Origin of the sequence: Ferrovibrio sp. MS7, assembly GCF_038404985.1 — a bacterium.
Lineage (GTDB): Bacteria > Pseudomonadota > Alphaproteobacteria > Ferrovibrionales > Ferrovibrionaceae > Ferrovibrio > Ferrovibrio plantarum.
This window is the reverse complement of the sequence record NZ_JBBKBA010000004.1, coordinates 271,855-293,545: the sequence shown is the minus strand read 5'-3', so window position 1 is coordinate 293,545 and position 21,691 is coordinate 271,855. Positions and strand designations below refer to the sequence as shown.

Annotated in this window: 21 protein-coding genes and 1 pseudogene; 11 read left to right on the top strand and 11 right to left on the bottom strand. The window is 63.5% G+C overall.

What is annotated here, in order from left to right:
- Nucleotides 1-181: pseudogene (locus V6B08_RS21910) on the top strand (glucose-1-phosphate thymidylyltransferase RfbA); the annotation flags it as partial.
- A 145-nt stretch (nt 182-326) separates the two neighbouring features.
- Here the strand turns inward: V6B08_RS21910 and V6B08_RS21905 are convergent.
- From V6B08_RS21905 to V6B08_RS21880, 6 genes are all read right to left on the bottom strand, one after another.
- On the bottom strand, nt 327-1,256 hold the full coding sequence (locus V6B08_RS21905; protein WP_341984891.1) for a branched-chain amino acid ABC transporter permease: 930 nt from the start codon (nt 1,254-1,256) through the stop codon (nt 327-329).
- A gap of 10 nt (nt 1,257-1,266) precedes the next feature.
- Nucleotides 1,267-2,148, bottom strand: coding sequence for a branched-chain amino acid ABC transporter permease (locus tag V6B08_RS21900; protein ID WP_341984890.1), 882 nt, complete (start codon nt 2,146-2,148; stop codon nt 1,267-1,269).
- Nucleotides 2,149-2,297: 149 nt separating this feature from the next.
- A complete protein-coding gene (locus V6B08_RS21895; protein WP_341984889.1) occupies nt 2,298-3,512 on the bottom strand; it encodes an ABC transporter substrate-binding protein in 1,215 nt (404 codons plus the stop codon).
- A 23-nt stretch (nt 3,513-3,535) separates the two neighbouring features.
- Nucleotides 3,536-4,240, bottom strand: coding sequence for an ABC transporter ATP-binding protein (locus tag V6B08_RS21890; RefSeq protein ID WP_341984887.1), 705 nt, complete (start codon nt 4,238-4,240; stop codon nt 3,536-3,538).
- Nucleotides 4,233-4,988 carry an ABC transporter ATP-binding protein gene (locus V6B08_RS21885; RefSeq protein WP_341984885.1) on the bottom strand — a complete coding sequence of 252 codons (756 nt, stop codon included), beginning with the start codon at nt 4,986-4,988 and terminating at the stop codon, nt 4,233-4,235. The genes V6B08_RS21890 and V6B08_RS21885 overlap by 8 nt, the downstream gene beginning before the upstream one ends.
- Before the next feature lie 185 nt (nt 4,989-5,173).
- The gene (locus V6B08_RS21880; protein WP_341984884.1) at nt 5,174-6,079 is read right to left on the bottom strand and encodes a DMT family transporter; all 906 of its coding nucleotides are present in this window, start codon (nt 6,077-6,079) and stop codon (nt 5,174-5,176) included.
- 65 nt (nt 6,080-6,144) lie between these two features.
- On the opposite strand from V6B08_RS21880, the gene hrpB reads away from it, so the two are divergent.
- The gene (gene hrpB, locus V6B08_RS21875; RefSeq protein ID WP_341984883.1) at nt 6,145-8,679 is read left to right on the top strand and encodes an ATP-dependent helicase HrpB; all 2,535 of its coding nucleotides are present in this window, start codon (nt 6,145-6,147) and stop codon (nt 8,677-8,679) included.
- Nucleotides 8,680-8,781: 102 nt separating this feature from the next.
- A complete protein-coding gene (locus tag V6B08_RS21870; RefSeq protein ID WP_341984882.1) occupies nt 8,782-9,774 on the top strand; it encodes a response regulator transcription factor in 993 nt (330 codons plus the stop codon).
- Between the two features lie 158 nt (nt 9,775-9,932).
- Here V6B08_RS21870 and soxZ read toward each other — a convergent pair whose 3' ends face one another.
- The 4 genes from soxZ to V6B08_RS21850 all read right to left on the bottom strand — a co-directional run bounded on the left by soxZ (nt 9,933) and on the right by V6B08_RS21850 (nt 12,311).
- The gene (gene soxZ / locus V6B08_RS21865) at nt 9,933-10,262 is read right to left on the bottom strand and encodes a thiosulfate oxidation carrier complex protein SoxZ (protein ID WP_341984881.1); all 330 of its coding nucleotides are present in this window, start codon (nt 10,260-10,262) and stop codon (nt 9,933-9,935) included.
- Between the two features lie 9 nt (nt 10,263-10,271).
- Nucleotides 10,272-10,733 (bottom strand): thiosulfate oxidation carrier protein SoxY, encoded by a 462-nt coding sequence (locus V6B08_RS21860; RefSeq protein WP_341984880.1) that lies wholly within the window; start codon nt 10,731-10,733, stop codon nt 10,272-10,274.
- A gap of 90 nt (nt 10,734-10,823) precedes the next feature.
- Complete coding sequence (locus tag V6B08_RS21855; protein WP_341984879.1) at nt 10,824-11,465, bottom strand: TerC family protein; 642 nt, start codon at nt 11,463-11,465, stop codon at nt 10,824-10,826.
- A 174-nt stretch (nt 11,466-11,639) separates the two neighbouring features.
- Nucleotides 11,640-12,311, bottom strand: coding sequence for a TerC family protein (locus tag V6B08_RS21850; RefSeq protein WP_341984878.1), 672 nt, complete (start codon nt 12,309-12,311; stop codon nt 11,640-11,642).
- 206 nt (nt 12,312-12,517) lie between these two features.
- Here V6B08_RS21850 and hutG point away from each other — a divergent pair, with 206 nt between their 5' ends.
- The 8 genes from hutG (at nt 12,518) to phoB (ending at nt 21,044) form a co-directional block, all read left to right on the top strand.
- Entirely contained in the window at nt 12,518-13,321 is an 804-nt protein-coding gene (gene hutG / locus V6B08_RS21845) for an N-formylglutamate deformylase (protein ID WP_341984877.1), read from the top strand.
- Nucleotides 13,318-14,724 carry an ATP-binding protein gene (locus V6B08_RS21840; RefSeq protein WP_341984875.1) on the top strand — a complete coding sequence of 469 codons (1,407 nt, stop codon included), beginning with the start codon at nt 13,318-13,320 and terminating at the stop codon, nt 14,722-14,724. The genes hutG and V6B08_RS21840 overlap by 4 nt, the downstream gene beginning before the upstream one ends.
- 183 nt (nt 14,725-14,907) lie before the next feature.
- Nucleotides 14,908-15,951, top strand: a complete 1,044-nt coding sequence (locus tag V6B08_RS21835; RefSeq protein ID WP_341984874.1) for a PstS family phosphate ABC transporter substrate-binding protein — start codon at nt 14,908-14,910, stop codon at nt 15,949-15,951.
- 85 nt (nt 15,952-16,036) lie between these two features.
- Nucleotides 16,037-17,419, top strand: coding sequence for a phosphate ABC transporter permease subunit PstC (pstC, locus tag V6B08_RS21830; RefSeq protein WP_341984873.1), 1,383 nt, complete (start codon nt 16,037-16,039; stop codon nt 17,417-17,419).
- A complete protein-coding gene (pstA, locus tag V6B08_RS21825; protein WP_341984872.1) occupies nt 17,412-18,740 on the top strand; it encodes a phosphate ABC transporter permease PstA in 1,329 nt (442 codons plus the stop codon). Before pstC ends, pstA begins: the two co-directional genes overlap by 8 nt.
- A gap of 57 nt (nt 18,741-18,797) precedes the next feature.
- Nucleotides 18,798-19,577: a phosphate ABC transporter ATP-binding protein PstB gene (gene pstB, locus V6B08_RS21820; protein ID WP_341984871.1), complete on the top strand. Its 780-nt coding sequence runs from the start codon at nt 18,798-18,800 to the stop codon at nt 19,575-19,577.
- A gap of 26 nt (nt 19,578-19,603) precedes the next feature.
- On the top strand, nt 19,604-20,323 hold the full coding sequence (gene phoU / locus V6B08_RS21815) for a phosphate signaling complex protein PhoU (RefSeq protein WP_341984870.1): 720 nt from the start codon (nt 19,604-19,606) through the stop codon (nt 20,321-20,323).
- Between the two features lies 1 nt (nt 20,324).
- Nucleotides 20,325-21,044, top strand: a complete 720-nt coding sequence (phoB, locus tag V6B08_RS21810) for a phosphate regulon transcriptional regulator PhoB (RefSeq protein ID WP_341984869.1) — start codon at nt 20,325-20,327, stop codon at nt 21,042-21,044.
- 16 nt (nt 21,045-21,060) lie between these two features.
- Here the strand turns inward: phoB and V6B08_RS21805 are convergent, their stop codons facing one another.
- Nucleotides 21,061-21,648 (bottom strand): MlaC/ttg2D family ABC transporter substrate-binding protein, encoded by a 588-nt coding sequence (locus V6B08_RS21805; protein WP_341984868.1) that lies wholly within the window; start codon nt 21,646-21,648, stop codon nt 21,061-21,063.
- Nucleotides 21,649-21,691: the final 43 nt, after the last annotated feature.

Sequence of the window (21,691 nt, the reverse complement as noted above, 5' to 3'; positions counted from 1 at the left end):
CGATGCCTGCAACTTCATGGCCACGGTGGAGAAGCGCCAGGGCCTGAAGATCGCGGTGCCGGAAGAGGTCGCCTGGCGGCTGGGCTTCATCGATTCAGCCCAGGTCGAGCGCCGCGCCGACTACTACAAGAACAACGAATACGGCAAATACCTGCGCCGGATGCTGACCCAGGCGGGGTAGACTAAAGCCTCTTTGTCATGCCCGTGAAAACGGGTATCCCATTTAAACAACAAATGGGACCCTCGCGTCCGCGAGGGTGACGACGTAAAGAGGACAAAAAAAGGCCCGCCATTGGCGGGCCTTTTTGTATTCAATGATGAGCGGCTTATGCCTTGCGGCTCTGCCACCAGGCAATGAACTCGCCGACGACACCACGGCGGAAGGCCATGACGACGATGACGAAGATGGCGCCCTGGGTGACCAGCACCCATTCGCCGAAGCCGGCGAGGTAGTTCTGCATGGTGATGATCACCGCGGCGCCGATGACGGGGCCGAGGATGGTGCCCATGCCGCCGACCAGGGTCATCAGCACCACTTCGCCCGACATCTGCCAGGTGACGTCGGTGAGCGAGGCGAGCTGGAACACCAGCGCCTTGGTCGAACCGGCGAGGCCAGCGAGCGTAGCCGAGAGCACGAAGGCCAGCAGCTTGTACTGATCGACGCGGTAGCCGAGCGACACGGCACGCGGCTCATTCTCGCGGATCGCCTTCAGCACCTGGCCGAACGGCGAGTTGATGGTGCGGTAGACCACCAGGAAGCCGAACACGAAGATCGCCAGCACCACGTAGTAGAAGGTGAAGTCGTTCTTGATGTCGATGATGCCGAGGAACATGCGGCGCGGGATCGCCTGGATGCCGTCTTCGCCGCCGGTGAACTTGGCCTGCAGGCAGAAGAAGAACACCATCTGGGAGAGTGCCAGGGTGACCATGGCGAAGTAGATGCCCTGGCGGCGGATGGCGATGGCGCCGGCCACCAGGCCGAGCACGGCGGCGACAGCCGTGCCGGCCAGGATGCCGAGCTCCGGCGGGAAGCCCCAGGCCTTGACGGTGTAGCCGCTGATATAGGCGGCGCCGCCGAAGAACATGGCATGGCCGAAGGACAGCAGGCCGACATAGCCGATCAGCAGGTTGAAGGCACAGGCAAACAATGCAAAGCACAGCACCTTCATCAGGAACACGGGATAGACCAGCGAGGGTGCCACCAGGGCAACCGCCAGCAGGGCGAGGAAGACTTGGGTTTCGCGATTCTTCAACATCTTCTGCGCCTCACTTCGGCGTGCCGAACAAGCCGGCTGGCTTGATCATCAGCACAATGGCCATGATGATGAAGATCACCGTGCTGGAGGCTTCGGGGTAGAACACCTTGGTCAGGCCCTCGATCAGGCCCAGCACGAAGCCGGTGAGAATGGCGCCCATGATTGAGCCCATGCCGCCGATCACCACTACCGCGAAGACGATGATGATCAGGTTGGAGCCCATCAGCGGGTTGACCGAGTAGATCGGTGCGGCCAGCACGCCGGCCAGGGCGGCAAGGCCGACGCCGAAGCCGTAGGTGAGCGTGATCATGCGCGGCACGTTGATGCCGAAAGCCTGCACCAGATCGGGGCGCTCGGTGGCGGCGCGCAGATAGGAGCCAAGCTTGGTGCGTTCGATCATGTACCAGGTGCCGAGGCAGATGGCGAGCGAGGCCACCACCACCCAGGCGCGGTAATTCGGCAGGAACATGAAGCTGAGGCGCTGGCCGCCGGGGATCGGGTTATCGTAGGGCAGGCCCGAGGAACCGAACTGCTTGCGGAACACGCCTTCGATGATCAGCGCCAGGCCGAACGTGAGCAGCAGGCCGTAGAGGTGGTCCAGGTGATACAGCCGCCGCAGGAATACCCGCTCCAGCACCACACCGAAGGCGCCCACCACGATTGGCGCCAGGATCAGCGCACCCCAGTAGGGCACGCCAAGCCAGTTCAGCAGCATCCACGCCACGAAAGCGCCCATCATGTACTGCGCGCCGTGGGTGAAGTTGATCACATTCAGCAGGCCGAAGATCACGGCCAGGCCAAGACTCAGCATTGCATAGAAGGAGCCATTGATAAGGCCCAGCAACAACTGGCCAAACAATGCCTGCGGCGGTATGCCCAGCAGCTCGAACATCGCTGAAACGTCCCCCTTGAAGAACCTGTTACCCTGTTAGTGCCGTATTGGCGTTTTATAGGAGAGCGCCCAGGGCGCTCTGCTGCAAAACGCTTGCATGCGGAAGGTGCGGGCCCGCCATTTCGACGGGCCCGCCCTCTGCAGAATGCTTAGCTCTTCTTCACCATCGGGCAGCCGCCATCGGCGAGCGGGCGGAACGCCTGATCAGCCGGAATGGTGCCGACCACCTTCAGATAGTCCCACGCATACTTGGACTCGGAGGGCTTCTTCACTTCCACCAGATACATCGGATGGATGTGGCGGCCGTCCTCGCGCAGCGTACCCTTGCCGAACAGCTTATCGTCGCTCGGCATTTCCTTCATCTTGCTCACCACCTTGGCGCCGTCGGCATCGCTCTTCAGCGCTTCCACGGCCTTCAGGTAGTGGATCACCGCCGAGTAGATGCCAGCATGCACCATGGTCGGGTACTTGCCGCCATTGGCCGCCGCGAATTCCTTGGCGAAGGCGCGGTTGTTGTCGTTGGCATCCCAGTACCAGGCGGTGGTGAAGTTCAAACCCTGGGCGGTCTTGAGGCCCAGCGAATGAATGTCGGTGTCGAACATAAGCATGCCGGCCAGCTTCTGGCCGCCTTCGACGATGCCGAATTCAGCCGCCTGCTTGATCGAGTTGATGGTGTCGCCGCCGGCATTGGCGAAAGCAACGATCTGCGCCTTCGAGGCCTGCGCCTGCAGCAGGAAGGACGAGAAGTCGGTGCCCGGGAAGGGATGGCGCACGGCGCCAACCACGGTGCCGCCATTTGCCTTCACGACGTTGCCGGTATCACGCTCCAGGGCATGGCCGAAGGCGTAGTCAGCGGTCACGAAGTACCAGGTCTTGCCACCATTCTGCACGATGGCCTTGCCGGTGCCGTTGGCCAGCGCCCAGGTGTCGTAGGTCCAGTGCGCGGTGTTCGGCGAGCACTGCGCGCCGGTGAGGTCCGACGACGCGGCGCCGGAATTCAGGAACACCTTGTTCTTTTCCTTGGTGATCTGGTTGATCGCCAGCGCCACCGAGGAGGTCGGCACGTCGACGATGGCATCCACCTTGTCAACGTCCAGCCACTGGCGGGCGATGTTGGAGCCGACGTCCGGCTTGTTCTGGTGGTCGGCGAACACGACTTCGACCTTGAAGCCGCGGGCTTCGATGCCGGAATCGGCAACCGCCTTGCGGGCCGACCAGGTGCCGCCCGGACCGGACACGTCGGCATAGAGGCCGGACTGGTCATTCAGCACGCCGAGCTTGATCACGTTGTCGGTGATCTGGGCATTGGCGGCACCGGCAGTAAGCACGGCAGCGGCCGTGGCGAACAAATGCTTCAAACGCATGATTTCCTCCGTTGGTTGAACCGTTAAACCCCGAGATACTGTTCGAGTTTCTGCGTGTTTGCGGCGATCTGATCATTGGGGATCATGTCGATCACCTTGCCGTGCTCGACCACGTAATGACGGTCGGCGACGGTACTGGCGAAGCGGAAATTCTGCTCCACCAGCAGCACCGTGAAGCCCTTCTGCTTGAGCAGACGGATCATGGCGCCGATCTGCTGCACGATGACCGGGGCGAGGCCCTCGGTCGGTTCGTCCAGCAACAGGAAGGTGGCGCCGGTGCGCAGGATGCGGCCAATGGCGAGCATCTGCTGCTCACCGCCCGACAGCTTGGTGCCCTGGCTTTTCAGGCGTTCCTTCAGGTTCGGAAAGATCTGATAGATGTCCTCGAGGCTCATGCCGCCCGGCTTCACCACCGGCGGCAGCGTGAGGTTCTCGTAGACATTCAGGCTGGAGAAGATGCCGCGCTCCTCGGGGCAGAAGGCGAGGCCCTGACGCGCGATCTCGTTGGAGGGCAGGTTGATCAGCTCCTTGCCCTCGAAGCTCACCGAGCCGGAGCGCTGCGCCAGCATGCCCATCACGGCCTTCATGGTCGTGGTCTTGCCGGCGCCGTTGCGGCCCAGCAGCGTCACCACCTCGCCCTTGGAGACGTTGAATTCCATGCCGTGCAGGATGTGGCTTTCGCCGTAGAAGCCCTGCAGGCCTTTGACGTTAAGCTGCGGCTCAGCCATGGCCGGTCCCCATATAGGCTTCGATCACTTCGGGGTTGCGCGAGACGGTGTCGTAGTTGCCTTCGGCCAGAATCTCGCCGCGCCGCAACACCGTGATGGTGTCCGACAGCTTGGCCACCACGCTCAGGTTATGCTCCACCATCAGCACGGTGCGGTTCTTCGCCACGCGCTTGATCAGGTCGGAGATCTTCTCGATATCTTCATGGCCCATGCCGGCCATAGGCTCGTCCAGCAGCATCATCTCCGGCTCGAGCGCCAGGGTGGTGGCGATTTCGAGCGCGCGCTTGCGGCCATAGGGCAGTTCGACGGCGGTGAGGTGGCGGTATTCCGCCAGGCCGACCGCTTCCAGCAATTCCTCGGCGCGGGCGTTCAGCGCATTCAGGCTGTCCTGAGAGCGCCAGAAATGGAACGAGGTGCCAAGCGGCCGCTGCAGCGCCACGCGCACATTCTCGATCAGCGACAGATGCGGGAAAACGGCGGAAATCTGGAAGGAGCGCACCATGCCGGAGCGGGCGATATCAGCCGGCTTCTGGGCCGAGATGTCGCGGCCGTTGTAGCTGATCTTGCCGCGCGTCAGCGGCAGGAATTTGGTCAGCAGGTTGAAACAGGTGGTCTTGCCGGCGCCGTTCGGGCCGATCAGCGCATGAATCGTATGGCGCTTGACCCGGAGATTGACGTCCTTCACCGCCACAAAGCCGGCGAATTCCTTGGTCAGCCCTTCGGTCGTAAGAATATGGTCTTCGGCCATGGTCTGGCTCAGCCCTTCTTGTTTACTCCCTGGCCGCCCATTCGATTGGTTCAAACGTGACGGCGGTGTCATGTAAGAGTATCGGCGAGTGGAAGTAAATAGCTGCGCGCAAAAAAAGAATTGCCGCTTTCGCGGGTGCACAATTTACGGAATTTATCCGACGAATCTGCCTATTTAGCGGGCGATTAATGGCGCGCCGCAGCCTTGGCGATCTGGTGTTCGCGATAGGAAATGTAGACCGTGCTGGCGAAAATGATCGTGCCGCCGATCCAGGTCCACATATCGGGCACCTGGGCGAAGGCGAAGAAGCCCAGCAGACTGGCAAAAATCAGCTTGGTGAAGTCCAGCGGCATCAGTACCGAGGTTTCGCCGAGCCGCATCGCCTCGGTGTAGAGCAACTGGCCGCCGGAGCCGAGCGCGCCGATGAAGAACAGCCAGATAAGCTGGTTCAGGGTCGGGGTCTGCCAGTGCGGCAGGGCGGCGACCAGACTGATCGGCAGGATGAACACCACCATATAGGTGGCGATGGTCAGGCTCGAATCCGTGCGCGACAGGATCTTGATGTCCACCACCGAGACCGCCCATAGCACGGTGGCGCCGAGCACCAGCAACTGGCCGGTGCCGATGGTGCCGAAGCCGGGACGCAGCACCACGACCATGCCGATGAAGCCGACCACCAGGGCGGCGATGCGGCGGGCGCGGATCTTCTCGCGCAGCACGATGGCGGCGCCAATGGTGGCAAACAGCGGTGCGGCATAGCCCAGGGCGGTCACTTCCGCCAGCGGCGTGATCGCCAGGCTGGAGAAGAACATCAGCATCGAGGTGCCGTTGGCCAAGCCACGGATGGCGTGCAGGTGCAGCTTGGTGGTGCGGAAGGGCGCGAAATTGGCCTTGATGATCGCCGGCATCAGCACCAGCAGGCCGAACAGGTTGCGGAAGAACGCCGCCTCGAAGGGGTGAACCTCTTGCGTCACCCGGCCGATCGCGCCATGCATGGCCGTGAAGCACATGCAGGAAATCAGCATGAGTGCCATCGCCCGGGGCAACGTGTTGGCGCCCGGCGCGGTGGTACTGGCGGGAAGATCGGACATGGCCCCTGGTATGGCAGTGTTATGTTAAAATTTCCAGAAAAGCCGCGAGACGAGCCTTGCTAAAATTGCAACTCTCCCATGCGCTGCCGATTCAGGCGATCGTGCCGCAGATTGAAGCCGCCCTGGCGGCGGGAGACAGCCTGGTGGTGCAGGCGCCGCCGGGCTCGGGCAAGACTACCCTGTTACCATTGGCCCTGCTCGATCAGCCCTGGCTGGGGCAAGGCAAGATCATCATCCTGGAACCGCGCCGGCTGGCGGCGCGCATGGCGGCGCGGCGCATGGCCAGCCTGCTTGGCGAAAAGGTGGGCGAAACCGTCGGCTACCGCGTGCGCCTGGATTCACAGGTCGGGCCGAAGACCCGCATCGAAGTGCATACGGACGGTGTTTTCCTGCGGCGTTTGCAGCAGGACCCGGAACTGGGCGGTATCGCCGCCGTGCTGTTTGACGAAGTGCATGAGCGCGGCCTGGAAACCGATCTGGCGCTGGCCCTGTGCCTGGAGGCGCGCGCTGCACTTCGCCCCGATCTCAAGCTGGTGGCGATGTCGGCGACGCTGGATGCCGCGCCTTTCGCGCGATTGCTCGGCCAGGGCGACACGCCGGCGCCAGTGGTCAGCGGCGAGGGCCGCAGCTTTCCGGTCGAGACGCGCTGGCGGCCGATGGCGCCAATGGCGCGGCTGGATCAGGCGGTGGCCGATTGCGTGCGCGAGGCATTGCATGACGAGCCGGGCGACCTGCTGGTGTTTCTGCCCGGCGTTGCCGAAATCCGCCGCGTGCAAAGCAATCTGGAAGAGAAGGGATTGCCGGCGGGCACCAGCGTGATGCCGCTCTATGGCGATCTTGGCAGCGCGCAGCAGGATGCGGCGATCCAGCCCAGCGCTGCCGGTCAACGCAAGATCGTGCTGGCGACTTCGATTGCCGAAAGCAGCCTCACCATCGAGGGCGTGCGCGTGGTGGTGGATGGCGGCTTCATGCGCCAGCCGCGCTTTTCACCGCGCAGCGGCATGAGCGGGCTGGAAACCGTGCGCGTCAGCCAGGCGTCGGCCGAGCAGCGCCAGGGTCGCGCCGGCCGCGTCGCGCCGGGCGTCTGCTACCGGCTCTGGGCCGAAGCTGCCCATGGCGGCCTGGCGAAATTCACCGCGCCGGAAATCGCCGTGGCCGATCTGGCGCCGCTGGCGCTCGATCTCGCCGCCTGGGGCGCGCGCGACGCCGCTGCCTTGCCCTGGCTCGATCCGCCGCCGCCGGCAACACTCACGCAGGCCCGCCGCCTGCTGCATGATCTCGGCGCGCTGGACCAGGATGATGCGATCACGCCGCATGGCCGCGCCATGGCCGAGCTGCCGCTGCATCCACGCCTGGCGCATATGGTGATCCGTGGCCAGGCCAAGGGGCTGGGCAACGAAGCCTGCGCGCTGGCCGCTTTGCTCTCCGAACGCGACATTGCGCGCGCCGAGCGCGCCGGGCCGCGCGATGCCGATCTGCGCTGGCGTGTCGAGATGGTGCTGGGCCTGGAACGCCGCGCCGCGCCGCATGGCCTGCGCGTCGAGCAGGGCGCGCTGCGCCAGGTGAAGCAGCTTGCCGATGACTGGCGCCGGCGCTTGAAGCTGCCGAAAGCGAACAATGCCGATGCGGAATCCACTGGCCTGCTGGCGGCTTTCGCCTATCCCGATCGCGTGGCGAAGCAGCGCAACCAGTCCGGCTCCTATGTGATGAGCGGCGGACGCGGCGCCAAGCTGGATGAACTCGATCCGCTCTGCCGCGAACCGCTGCTGGCGATTGCCGAACTCGATAGCGCCCAGGCCGATGCGCGTGTTTTCCTCGCCGCGCCGGTGCGCGAGGCGGATATCGAGGCGGAACTCGGCGATGCCATCGAGACCAGGGAAAGTGTTGCCTGGGACGACCGCGCACAGGCAGTGATCGCGGTGCGCCAGCGCCGCCTTGGTGCGCTGGTGCTGAAGGAGCGTGCGCTGGACAAGCCCGATCAGGAGGCGGTGCGTGCGGCATTGCTGCAGGGCATCGCCAAGGCCGGCCTTGGCGTGTTGCCCTGGAGCGATGGCCTGCGGCAATGGCAGGCGCGCGTGCTGCTGCTGCGCCGCCTGCTGCCCGAGGCCGCCGACTGGCCCGATGTCAGCGATGCTGGCCTTGCCGCCACCTTGCCTGAATGGCTGGGGCCGCATCTCGATGGCTTCACCAAGCTGAGCCAGCTTCAAGGGCTGGACTTGCATGCAATCCTGAAAAGCCTGCTCGATTTCAGGCAGTCGCGTCTGCTTGATGCCGAAGCGCCAACGCATTGGCGGGTGCCTACCGGCAATAATCTGCCGATCAATTACAGCGATGGCGACACGCCGGTGCTTGCGGTTCGGCTGCAGGAAATGTTCGGCGAGCGCAACACGCCGAGTATTGCCGGCGGCCGAATGAAACTGCTGCTACATCTTTTGTCGCCGGCACGGCGTCCGTTGCAGGTAACCAGTGATCTCGCCGGTTTCTGGCAATCAAGTTACAAAGCAGTGCGTGCGGAAATGCGCGGCCAATACCCGAAGCACCCTTGGCCCGAGGATCCCGCCAACGCTGTTCCAACCAGCCGGGCAAAGCCGCGTCAATAAAACCTGCAGGATGATGCGTGACACACGCATGACACGCTGTGAGACACAAACGCACGCGCCGGTTACTTGTTGCACTGCATTGAGGACGCTAGAGTTCGCCCCATGAACCCGGAGTACCGCAAGGACGTCCGCATTCTGTATGGCGACGCCAATACCGGCATGCGGCATCTTTACAAGCAAGCCCTGAGCGGGGCTGGCTTCACGCAGCAGCGTGAATTCGACTCGCTCAACGGCTTCACCGACCTGCTCGCCGTGGCGCGGCCCGACATCATCCTGATGGATGTGACGCTGCCGGGTGGCGATGCCTGCGCCACGATCCGCGCCCTGCGTCATGGCCTGGTCGGCAGCAATCCATTCCTGCCGGTGATCTTCACCACCTGGGAGGCAGAGCAGGCACTGGTGCGCCGCATCGCCGATTCCGGTGCCGATGATGTGCTGGTGAAACCGCTCAACACCCGCACGCTGATCGAGCGTATCGAAGTGATTGCCAATGCGCGCAAGCCTTTCGTCGTCACTGCCGATTATATCGGGCCGGACCGGCGCAAGGCAGTGGATCGCGGCAGCAGCATCATTCCGCTGATCACCGTGCCAAACCCGCTGCGCGCCAAGCTGCATGGCGAGGAGATCGATGCCCAGGCGGCGCAGCAGGCTTTCGCCGCGGCGCAGGCCCAGGTGCAGACATTGCGCCTGCGGCAATCGGCCTTCCGCATCGCTTTCGTGGCACAGCAGGTGGTGCCGGCCTATCGCCAGGGCAAGGTGGATGATGGCGTTCGCGCGCTGCTCGGCGACCTGATCGAGTCGACGCAGGATATCGGCCGCCGCGTGCTCGATACCGAACTCACCCATGTCGCCAAGCTGTGCGATCCGCTGCTCAGCACCGCGCGGCAGATAGCCTCCAGCCAGACGATTGCTCAGCCCGAGAACAGCAAGCAGCTCGATCTGCTGCAAACTCTGGCGGAAGCGGTGCTGGCTTTCTTCAATCCGGACAAGCAGGCGAGTGTGCTGGCGCAGGAAGTAGCCAGCGCCGTCGAGCGTTTCCGCACCCGGCAGGCGGCGCGCACCGCCAATGCCGCGGCGCTTTCCTCGCGCGGCTAGCTTTTGGCTGCATAATGCGCGCCGGCTCTCACGGCAAAAGCCGTCATGGTACGCGGAGGCGTACCATCCACGTTTTTTTTGTTTGATTGACTGTAGATAAAAAAGAACGCGTGGATGGTCGGCCTGCGCCGATCATGACGTGGCGGGAGCCCCCAGCCTCAGGTGACGGTGATTGCCTGGGTGGTGGTGTAGAGATTGCCGTCGTCGTCGGTCCAGGCGAAATCCAGCTTGCCGGACTCCGTGCATTTGACGAAGAAGTTCAGCGCCGGATTGGCGGCGATGGCGGGTTCGAACTTGGCTTCGAACACGGTCTTGCCATTATAACGGCAGACGAAGCTGTTGATGATCTTGCGCGGCACAAGCTGGCCGCCGGCATCGCGGCGCTGGCCGGATTCCATCGGATGCGACAGCAGCGTCTTGATTTCCACCACGTCGTCCTTCTTGGCCGTCTGCGGCACGCGGACGCGGGGTTTGACATCCAGGCTCATCGTCATCCCCTAGCTGGCGCAGCCGCCGATGGTGACGCGGACTTCGCGCGACACGATCCAGGCCGAGCCATCGTTCAGTTCCGCCACCGCGATGAGGTTCTGCGTCTGCGCCATGCGCATGCGGAAATACACCTCGGCCTTGCCGGAGGCCGGCGTGAGGTGGAAGCTGGCGACGCCGGGTGCCGGGTTGCCGTCCGAGATGACATGGATGGCGCGCACATGGTCGGCCGCCGTCATCGGGCTTTCGACGCTCACCGTCACCGGCACGGTGTTGCCATTCTCGGCGATGTCGTTGGTCTTGATCGAAACCTTGCCGGGCTTGGGCTGGGTCTTGATCAGGCTGCCGAGCAGGCGGCGGGCATCTTCCACCGCTGCCGTGGCATCGCGCGGCAGCAGGCTGACGGCAAGGCCGCCCAGGCCAAGGGTGGCCACGGCTTGCCGGCGGCTTAATCCAGATTGCGCGCGGCGCATGGGTGTCTCCTGGGGCGAACCATCACCCCACCGGTTATAGCGCCGGTGGGGCGATAGTCCAGCGTGGCCCAAAGCGGGGCTGGCGTTCGGCTACTTCATCGCCGCGACGGCGTCGTATACCTGGATGCCGCCATCGTAGATCATGCGCAGGGCGACATAGACGATGATCAGCAGGCCGATATAGGCAATCCAGTGGTAGCGGTCGAGCAGACGGGCGATCAGCTTGGAGGCCACCGCCATCAGGGCGATGGAGAGCACCAGGCCGAAGCCGAGGATGTAGGGATGCTCGCGCGCCGCACCAGCCACCGCCAGCACGTTATCCAGCGACATCGACACGTCGGCCATGACGATCTGCATGATCGCCTCGCGCCGGGTTTTCGGCGCCGGCTTGGTGTTGGCGTCGTCGATCTCGCTTTCGGCGCCCTTGGCATGCAGGCGCAATTCGCGCCACATCTTCCAGCTCACCCAGGCGAGCAGCAGGCCGCCAGCCAGCATCAGGCCGATCACGGTAAGGAGCTGCACCGCCACGGCGGCGAACATGATGCGGAGCAGGGTGGCGGCGAGAATGCCGTAAACGATGATCTTGCCGCGCTGTTCCTTCGGCAGGCCGGCCACGGCCATGCCGATGACGATGGCATTGTCGCCGGACAGGATCACGTCGATCAGGATTACCTGCAGGAAGGCCGAGATTTCCGACGGCCCGACATGCATGCCAAAGAGAGTGAATTCCATGATGTGCTTTGCCCTTAAATCACGATAAACGGGGTATATATAATTAAGCCCCCATAAACAACATTTCCCGGATGGAGCGGGCTGCTGCTACCCCGGAAATATCCCGCAATGCACAAAAATACGCCCCGGCCGAAGGATTCGGGCCGGGGCAGGTGGGTCAGTGGTTCTGGTGGGTCAGTTGCTCTGGTGGCCCTGGGGCAGGGTGATATGCAGGGTTTCATCCAGATGCGTGGCAGCCAGCACCTGGATGCCGCCATCCCACACCATTTCAAAGGCCACGTAGCAGATGATGGCGACGCCGATATAGCCAAGGAAGCGGTAGCGGTCGAGCAGGCGGGCAATCAGGTTGGAGGCTATCGCCGTCAGCGCGATGGAAAGCACCAAGCCGAAGGTCAGGATGTAGGGATGCTGGCGCGCCGCACCGGCCACCGCCAGCACGTTGTCCAGCGACATCGAGACGTCGGCAATCACAATCTGCATGATCGCCTGGCGTATGGTCTTCTGCTCGTGGTGCGGATGCGTGGGGTCGTCTTCTTCCTCATCCTGCTCGCGCAGTTCGACGCCCATCTTCCAGGCCACCCAGAACAGCGCCAGGCCGCCGATCAGGATCAGGCCGATCACGGCCATGAGTTGCACCGCCACCGCGGTGAACATCAGGCGCAGCACGGTGGCGCCGATGATGCCCCAGAAGATGCCCTTGTTGCGCTGTTCTTCCGGCAGGCCACTTACCGCCAGGGCGATGACAATGGCATTGTCGCCCGACAGCACGATATTGATCATGACGACTTCGAAGAAGGCGCCGAGTTCGGCGCCGGAGAGCGAGAGGCCGAAAAGCGAAAGATCCATAAGCGACGTTCCAAATGCGTTGTGGCGGAAACGGTGCGCACAATAGGCAGGTAACTTTGCGATAAAAACCCGGTTTATTGATATTTTATAAGTTTATCAGTCAGTTATAAGTTTATTGTGGTTTTATATCTTGGCCTTGGCGCTGTCATGGCGCTTTGTTAGGAAAGAGCTTTGAGGAACCCGACTCGTCATGCCCGCAACACACTATGTCTGAGATGGCGCCGCTCTATACCTTCACGCCCGGCAGCTCACCGCTGCTGATCAATGTGCCCCATTGCGGCACCGGCCTGCCCGATGCCCTGCGGGCGCGGCTGACGCCGGCGGCGCTGGCGCTGCCCGATACCGACTGGCATGTGGAGAAGCTTTACGATTTCGCGCCGGCGCTCGGCGCCGGCCTGATGGCGGCGACGCAGTCGCGCTATGTCGTCGATCTCAACCGTGATCCGGAAGGCAAGCCGCTCTATCCCGGTGCCGACAATACCGAACTCTGCCCCAGCCGCACTTTCGGCAATGAAGCGATCTATCTCGATGGCAGCACAGTGTCCACGCCTGAGATGGCGGAGCGGCGCCGGCTCTACTGGCAGCCTTATCATGACCGCCTGACAGCGGAACTGGCGGCGATCAAGGCGCGGCATGGCTATGCCGTGCTGCTCGATGCGCACAGCATTCCCAGCGTGGTGCCGCGTTTCTTCGAAGGCCGGCTGCCGGATCTCAATCTCGGCACCAATGAAGGCCGCAGTTGCGCGCCCGATCTGGCAGATGCGGCGTATCGTGCCTTGCAGCGCGATGCGGCTTTCAGCCATGTGCATAACGGCCGTTTCAAGGGCGGTTTCATCACGCGGCATTTCGGCCAGCCGCAAAGCGGCCTGCATGCGCTGCAATTGGAACTGGCGGAGATCAGCTATCTCGATGAGGCGCGGCCCAATCCCTACGATCCGGCCCGCGCCGCCGCCTTGATCAAGCTGCTGCGCGGCCTGGTGCAGGCCTTGCTCGCCTGGCGGCCAGCATGAGCGACGGCGGCGCAGCGACGCCGCAGGGGCGGCAGCCGGGCAACCGCCTGCCGGTGACGCGCTGGCTCGGGCTCTCGGCCTTGCTCTGCCTGCCGTTGCTGGTGGTGTTGGCGGTGGCGGTGATGCGCCATGCCTTGAGCGCCCGCGAAGCCGTGCTGATCGGCCTGCCGGCCCTGCTGCTCTACATGGCGTTTTCCTGGTGGCATTCGCGCACCGTGCGCCGCGCCCTGGATCGCGCCGAAGGCATCCTGGGCGATGAACCGCGCACGCCGTCGAGCTGGGATGCCTGGACCATGCTGGGCGAACTGGATGCCACCGTGGAGCGCCTGCGCCGGCATCTGCTGAACGAACAGGGCCAGGTGGCGGTGCAGTCGACCACCGCCGATGCCATCCTCAATGCGCTGCCCGATCCGCTGCTGGTGCTGGATCCCGGCCGCCGTGTGATCCGCGCCAACCATGCCGCCCGCACGCTATTCGGCAACGAGATCGTCGGTCAGGATCTGTCGCTGGCCTTGCGCCATCCTTCCGTGCTGGATGCCGCCGATGGCGTGCTGGCCGGGCAGGCGGCGCTGGTGGCGGCGGATTTCTCGCTGCCGACGGCGGAGGGCCGCAGCTTCTCGCTGCGCGTCGCGGCCTTGCCCTCGGGCGAAGGCGCGCGGCCGGAAATGGCCGCCGTGCTGGCTCTGCATGACATCACCGCGCTGCAGAAGGCCGAGCGCATGCGGGCGGATTTTGTCGCCAATGCCAGCCATGAGTTGCGCACCCCGCTGGCCAGCCTGGTCGGTTTCATCGAGACGCTGCTGGGACCGGCGCGCGACGACGAGCCGGCACGGCTGCGTTTCCTCGGCATCATGCGCGACCAGGCGGCACGCATGGCGCGGCTGATCAACGATCTGTTGTCACTGTCGCAGATCGAGATGCGTGAGCATGACCGGCCGCGCGACGCGGTGGCGTTGCAGCCGCTGCTGCGCGACCTGGCCGAGGGATTGCAGCCGCAGGCGGAAGCCAAGGGTGTCACCATCAAGCTGGAACTCGACGATGCCGTGGCGCCGGCGCTGGGCGCCCGCGATGAACTGGCGCAGGTGTTCCAGAACCTGATCGACAACGCGGTGAAATATGGCCGGCCAGGCAGCCATGTCACGGTCAGCCTGCGTCGTCACGACGAACTGGGCCTGGAAGTGGCGGTGGAAGACGAGGGTGAGGGCATCCCGAAACAGCATCTGCCCCGCCTCACGGAGCGCTTCTATCGAGTCGACTCGGCCCGCAGCCGGGAACTCGGCGGCACCGGCCTCGGGCTAGCCATCGTGAAGCACATCATCAGCCGTCATCGTGGCAGGCTTGTCATTGAGTCTGAGGTCGGGAAAGGCTCAATATTCATCATACGTTTGCCTATTGTTCGATAAATTTTTCTATCCCTTTGAATAAGCCGTCGGCGATTGTCATACACCTGAAACAATAGAGTCACATCTATGTCACTGCCCCTCGCTAGGGTCCGCGCCGTCAGCCAAGCGGGCAATGCGGCCCGGGGCGCTGGCAAGAGAGGCGCGGTGCCCGGCATCGTGCCATGCACACTGAGAGGTTCCATCGTGATCAAGCAGACTCTCCTCCTCGCAGCGATCGCTTCCGCGGCGTCGCTCGGTCTGGCTGGCCAGGCTTCCGCCCAGGCTGCCCGCGACCAGATCCGCATCGTCGGCTCGTCGACCGTCTATCCCTTCACCACCACCGTGGCCGAGCGCTTCTCACAGTCCGGTGGCTTCAAGGCGCCGATCGTGGAAAGCACCGGTACCGGCGGCGGCATGAAGCTGTTCTGCGCCGGCGTCGGCACCCAGCATCCCGACATGACCAATGCCTCGCGCCGCATGACCAAGGCGGAGTTTGAGCAGTGCGCCGCCAACGGCGTGAAGGACATCGTCGAGATGAAGGTCGGCTTCGACGGCATCGCGGTCGCCATGAAGAAGGGCGGCAACAAGATCAGCCTGAAGCGTGAGGAAATCTGGCTCGCGCTCGCCGCCCAGGTGCCGGTGAACGGCCAGCTCGCGCCGAACCCCTACAAGACCTGGAAGCAGATCAATGCCAGCCTGCCGGATTGGAAGATCGAAGTGATGGGGCCGCCGCCGACCTCGGGCACCCGCGACAGCTTCGTCGAACTGGTGATGGACCAGGGCTGCAAGAAGTTCCCGGAAGTGAACGCCATTGCGGATGCCAAGGCCAAGGCCACTGCCTGCGCCAAGATCCGTGAAGACGGTGCCTTCATCGAAGCCGGCGAGAACGACAACCTGATCGTTCAGCGTCTGGCCTCCGGCGCCACCGGCCTGATGGGCGTGTTCGGCTATTCCTTCCTTGAAGAGAATGGCGACAAGCTGCAGGACGTGGCCGTCGATGGTGTCGAAGCCGAGTTCGAGACCATCTCGTCGGGCAAGTACCCGGTGTCGCGTCCGCTGTTCGTCTACATCAAGAAGGCCCATATCGGCGTCGTGCCGGGCATGAAGGAATTCCTGGCCGAGTATGTCAGCGACCGCTCGATGGCTGCCAATGGCTACCTCGAGAAGAAGGGCCTCGTGGCGATGCCGAAGCCTGAGATCGACACCGTGCGCTCGCAGGTTCTTGGTCTGACCAACCTGGCGATGTAATTCCAAGTACCGGCGGTCGGGCAACCGGCCGCCGGCTTTTCCCAAGTAAAAGCGTTTCCCGTTTGCTGGTGCCGCTGGGGGGCCCATGTCGATATCGTTCTTGTTCGCGGTCCTGCTGGTTCTGACCATTCTTGGCTATATGCTGGGGCGGCGCCGGGCGCTGGCTGGCGCGGGGGGACGCGGCAGTAACCTGCACAGCCTGCCGACTTTCTATGGCTGGCATGTCGTGATCTGGTGCGGCCTGCCGGCCGCCATTCTCTTCCTTTCCTGGATCGCCGCCGAGGATGCGGTGGTGCGCATGCTGGTGCAGGCGGCGTTGCCGCCGGAACTCGCCGGCCAGCGCGCTGACCAGCTTTCGCTCACCATGTCGAATGTGCGCAACATCGCCTATGGCCTGGTGCCGATGGATAGCGCCGATCCGCTGTTGCGTCCGATCGCCGAGCATTACATCAGCCTGCGCCAGACCGGCGATGCCGCGCTCTGGGTGCTCAGCCTCTGCCTGCTGATCGGCGGCATGATCATCGGCCTGCGCCATATCAATCCTGATTTCCGCGCCCGCAACCAGGTCGAGCGTGTCGCCAACTGGCTGCTGATCGCCGCCTCCACGCTGGCCGTGTTCACAACCATCGGCATCGTGCTGTCGCTGGTCTTCGAGGCGGCCCGCTTCTTCGCCAAGGTCAATGCCTTCGAATTCCTGTTCGGCCTCACCTGGTCGCCGCAGATGGCGATCCGTGCCGATCAGGTTGGCTCCTCGGGTGCCTTCGGCGCGGTGCCACTGTTTGCCGGCACGCTGCTGATCGCGCTGATCGCCATGCTGGTGGCGGTGCCAATCGGCCTGATGAGCGCCGTCTACATGGCGGAATACGCGCCGCAGAATATGCGCGCCTGGGTCAAGCCGGCGCTGGAAGTGCTGGCCGGCATTCCCACCGTGGTCTACGGCTTCTTTGCCGCGCTGACCGTGGCGCCCTTCGTGCAGCGCGTCGGCGAAAGCATCGGCCTGCAAGTGGCGTCGCAATCCGCGCTCGCCGCCGGCCTGGTGATGGGCATCATGATCATTCCCTTCGTCTCTTCGCTGTCGGATGACGTGATCAACGCCGTGCCGCAGAGTTTGCGCGATGGTTCCTACGGCCTTGGTGCGACCAAGTCGGAGACCATCAAGCGCGTCATCCTGCCGGCTGCCTTGCCCGGCATCGCGGCCTCCGTGATTCTCGCCTTCAGCCGCGCGCTGGGCGAAACCATGATCGTGGTGATGGCCGCCGGCCTTGCCGCCAATATCACCGCCAACCCGCTGGCGGCGGTGAGCACCGTTACCGTGCATATCGCCGCCCTGCTGGTCGGCGACCAGGAATTCGACAGCCCGAAGACACTGGCCGCCTTCGCGCTCGGGCTGGTGCTGTTCATTGTCACCCTGTCGCTCAACATCGCGGCACTTCGCATCGTCAAGAAATATCGAGAGCAATATGACTGATATGGCCGTGGAGAACGCTGCAATGCGCCAGGCTGACGGCACCGGTCTGCATATGACCGAAGCCGCGACCAAGCGGCTGAAGGCCCGCTACGCTGCCGAGCGCCGCTTCAGGATGATCGGTCTATGCGCCATCATCTTCTCGCTCGCCGCACTGGCGATCCTGCTGTTCACCATCCTGAGCAACGGCTTCACGGCTTTTCGCCAGGGCCATGTGCAGCTTGAGATCCAGTTCACGCCGGACCAGATTGCGCCGGCCGGCACCACCGATCCGCGCAAGCTGATGCAGGGCAATTACGGCGGCTTGATCCTGGCTTCGCTGCAGAACCGTTTCCCCGAGGCGCAGAGCCGCACCCAGCGCCGCCAGCTTCAGGGCATGATCAGCGCCGGTGCCGAAGCGCAGCTTGGCCGCATGGTGGTGGCCGATCCCAGCATCATCGGCACCACCCGCAAGGTTTGGTTGCCGCTGTCCTCCGATGTCGACATGTTCGTCAAGGGCCAGGTGGATACCAAGGCCGCCGAGGGCGAGCGCAAGATCAAGGACGCCCAGGTGCAGTGGATCGAGGCGCTGAAGGCGAGCGGCGATCTGGAACTGCAATTCAATAAGCGCTTCTTCACAGCGGCCGATAGCCGCGAGCCGGAACTGGTCGGCGTGTGGGGCGGCGTGGTCGGTTCCTTCTACACCCTGCTGGTGACGCTGATCGTGGCTTTCCCGCTCGGCATCATGGCGGCGATCTATCTCGAGGAATTCGCGCCAAAGAACCGCTGGACCGAGATCATCGAGGTCAACATCAACAACCTCGCTGCCGTGCCGTCGATCGTCTATGGTCTGCTCGGCCTCGCGGTGTTCATCGGTTTCTTCGGCATGCCGCGCTCGGCGCCGCTGATCGGCGGCCTGGTGCTGGCGCTGATGAGCCTGCCGGTGATCATTATTGCGGCGCGCGCCGCTTTGCGCGCCGTGCCACCCTCGATCCGCCAGGCCGCTCTCGGCCTTGGTGCTTCGCCGCTGCAGGCGGTGCTGCATCATGTGCTGCCGCTGGCGATGCCCGGCATCCTTACCGGCACCATCATCGCCATGGCGCATGCGCTGGGTGAGACCGCGCCGTTGCTGATGATCGGCATGGTCGCCTTCATCGTCGATATCCCCGCCACGCCGGTGGATGCCGCCACCGTGCTGCCGGTGCAGATTTTCATGTGGGCGGATAGTGCCGAACGTGGCTTCGTCGAGAAGACCTCGGCCGCGATTATCGTGCTGCTGGTCTTCCTGCTGCTGATGAACCTCGCTGCCATCCTGCTGCGCAAGAAGTTCGAGCGCCGCTGGTAGAACCCTCGCTGGTAACGCCCTCCACTGGTAACAAACCTAGGTCCAGGAAAGTCTCCCATGCAGAATGGTCAACACGCCCACGATGTGAAGATGGCGGCCCGCAAGGTCAACGTCTTCTATGGCGAGAAGCAGGCGCTCAAGGAAATCGATCTCGATATCGAAGCCAATGCCGTCACGGCGCTGATCGGCCCGTCGGGCTGCGGCAAGTCCACTTTCCTGCGGTCGCTGAACCGCATGAACGACACCGTGCGCGGCTGCCGCGTCGAAGGCGACATCAAGCTCGATACCCTGGATATCTATGATGCCAAGGTGGACGTGGTGCAGCTCCGCGCCCGCGTCGGCATGGTGTTTCAGAAGCCGAACCCGTTCCCGAAGTCGATCTACGAGAACGTCGCTTACGGTCCGCGCATCCACGGCCTGGCCGAGAACAAGGACGAACTCGACCTGATCGTCGAGAAGAGCCTGAAGCAGGCCGGCCTGTGGAAGGAAGTTGGCGACCGCCTGGCGGAAGCCGGCACCGGCCTCTCGGGCGGCCAGCAGCAGCGCCTCTGCATCGCCCGCGCGCTGGCGGTGTCGCCGGAAGTGATCCTGATGGATGAGCCCTGCTCGGCGCTCGACCCGATTGCCACCGCGCATATCGAGGAACTGATCGACGAACTGCGCCAGAACTATACCATCGTCATCGTCACCCACTCGATGCAGCAGGCTGCCCGCGTGTCACAGCGGACCGCCTTCTTCCATCTCGGCATCCTGGTGGAATCCGGCGATACCAAGACGATCTTCACCAATCCGAGCGACGAACGCACGCAAGGCTATATCACGGGCCGTTTCGGCTGAGGCCAGTTTAGGGAAAAGAGGATCTGATGACCAATGCCAGCCATACCGTAAAGGCCTACGATCAGGACCTGAAAAAGCTCGGCACGCTTGTCGTGCAGATGGGCGGCCTGGCGGAATCGCAGCTTGCCGCTGCGGTTAATGCCGTTGCCAAGCGCGACTCAGACCTTGCCACCGATGTGGTGAAGGCCGATGCCAAGATCGACGCGCTGCGCACCCAGCTTGATGAATTCGCCATCAATCTGCTGGCTTTGCGCCAGCCGATGGCTATCGATCTGCGCATCATCGTCTCGGCTTTGCGCATCTCCTCGGAACTTGAGCGCATCGGCGACTACGCCAAGAATGTCGCCAAGCGTTCCATGGTGCTGAACCAGTCGCCGATCGTGCGCCCGGTCAGCGTGGTGCCGCGCATGGCTGCCATGGTGCAGTCCATGATCAAGGACACGCTGGATGCCTATATCTCGGACGATGCCGCCAAGGCCGATGCGGTCTGGCTGCGCGACGAGGAAGTCGACGACATGTACAACAGCCTGTTCCGCGAGTTGCTGACCTACATGATGGAAGACCCGCGTTCGATCACGGCCTGCACGCATCTGCTGTTCATCGCCAAGAATATCGAGCGCATCGGCGACCATACCACCAATATCGCCGAGCTGATCCATTACGCGGTGAAGGGCGAGATGCTGAAGGATGAGCGCCCGAAGGGCGATCAGACCAGTTTCGCAGTGGTTGACAAGGCGGGAGAGTAACATGGGCGTGGCCGTGAAGCCGCGGGTTCTGGTTATCGAAGATGAGGCGGCGCTGCTGGCTTTGCTGCGCTACAACCTCGAGAAAGAGAACTACATCGTCGATGAGGCTGTGGATGGCGAGCAGGCATTGCTGCGGGTTGCGGAGCATATGCCTGACCTGATCCTGCTCGACTGGATGCTGCCCAGGCTGTCCGGCCTGGAAGTCTGCCGCCAGTTGCGCCGCGATCCTAATGCCCGCAACGTGCCGATCATCATGCTGACGGCGCGGGGCGAGGAAGCCGACCGGGTGCGCGGCCTGGATGCCGGCGCCGATGACTACATTGCCAAGCCGTTCAGCCCCAGCGAATTGCTGGCGCGGATTCGCGCCGTGCTGCGCCGCATCCGCCCGGCACTGGCCGAGGAAGTGCTGACCTATGGCGGCCTGGTGATGGATATCGCCACCCATAAGGTGACGCGCAACGGCCGCGAAGTGCATCTTGGGCCGACCGAGTTCCGCCTGTTGCGCTTTTTCCTGGAGCATCCCGGCCGCGTGCTGAGCCGCGATCAGTTGCTCGATTCAGTCTGGGGTCGTGACATCTATGTCGAACAGCGCACTGTCGACGTGCATATCCGCCGCCTGCGCAAGGCGCTGAACGGCGAAGGCGAGGATGATGTGATCCGCACCGTCCGTTCCGCCGGCTATGCCCTGGAACTGACCGCTCAGCCGGCTAATGCCGGCTGAGTTTCTTCTCTAGTTTTTAACGGCTGATCTGGCGGCGCATCGCCGTGAACAGGGCGTCCATCTTGCCGCCGTTGTTCTGCAGCACCGATTCGAACTGCTGACGCTGCGTGAAGGCCATGCTGACGCCTTCGATGATTACGTCGGTGACTTTCGGCACGCCGCCTTTGTTGATCACTTTCCACTCGACGCGGATCGGCGGACCGCTCTTGCGGTTGATCTGCGATAGCACGATCTGGGTCGCTTCATTGTCGCGGTTGACGCCGTCCTGCACGCTGAGCGTCTGGCCGTCATACTGGGCCAGCAGGCCGGAATAGACCTTCACCATGTAATCCACGAACAGGCCGTCATATTCCTTGGCCTGGCCGTCGCTGAGCTGGCGGCCATAGCGGCCGAGGCAGAAGCGGCTGACGCCTTCGAGGTCGAGATGCTTTTCCAGCAGGTCGCGCACCAGCGCCTCGCGCTTGGCGGTATCGGCGGAGCGGGCGGCCAGCACTTCCAGGGTCTCGGTACCGACGGTGCGGATGAAGGCATCGGCTTCGGCCGCGCGGCCAGCCTGCGGATTGGCGAAGCTCAGGCCGGCCAGCAACACGAAGGCGGCAAGCATTGGCCGGACCCGCAGGGTAGGAGCGGCAGAAAGACGGGGCAGG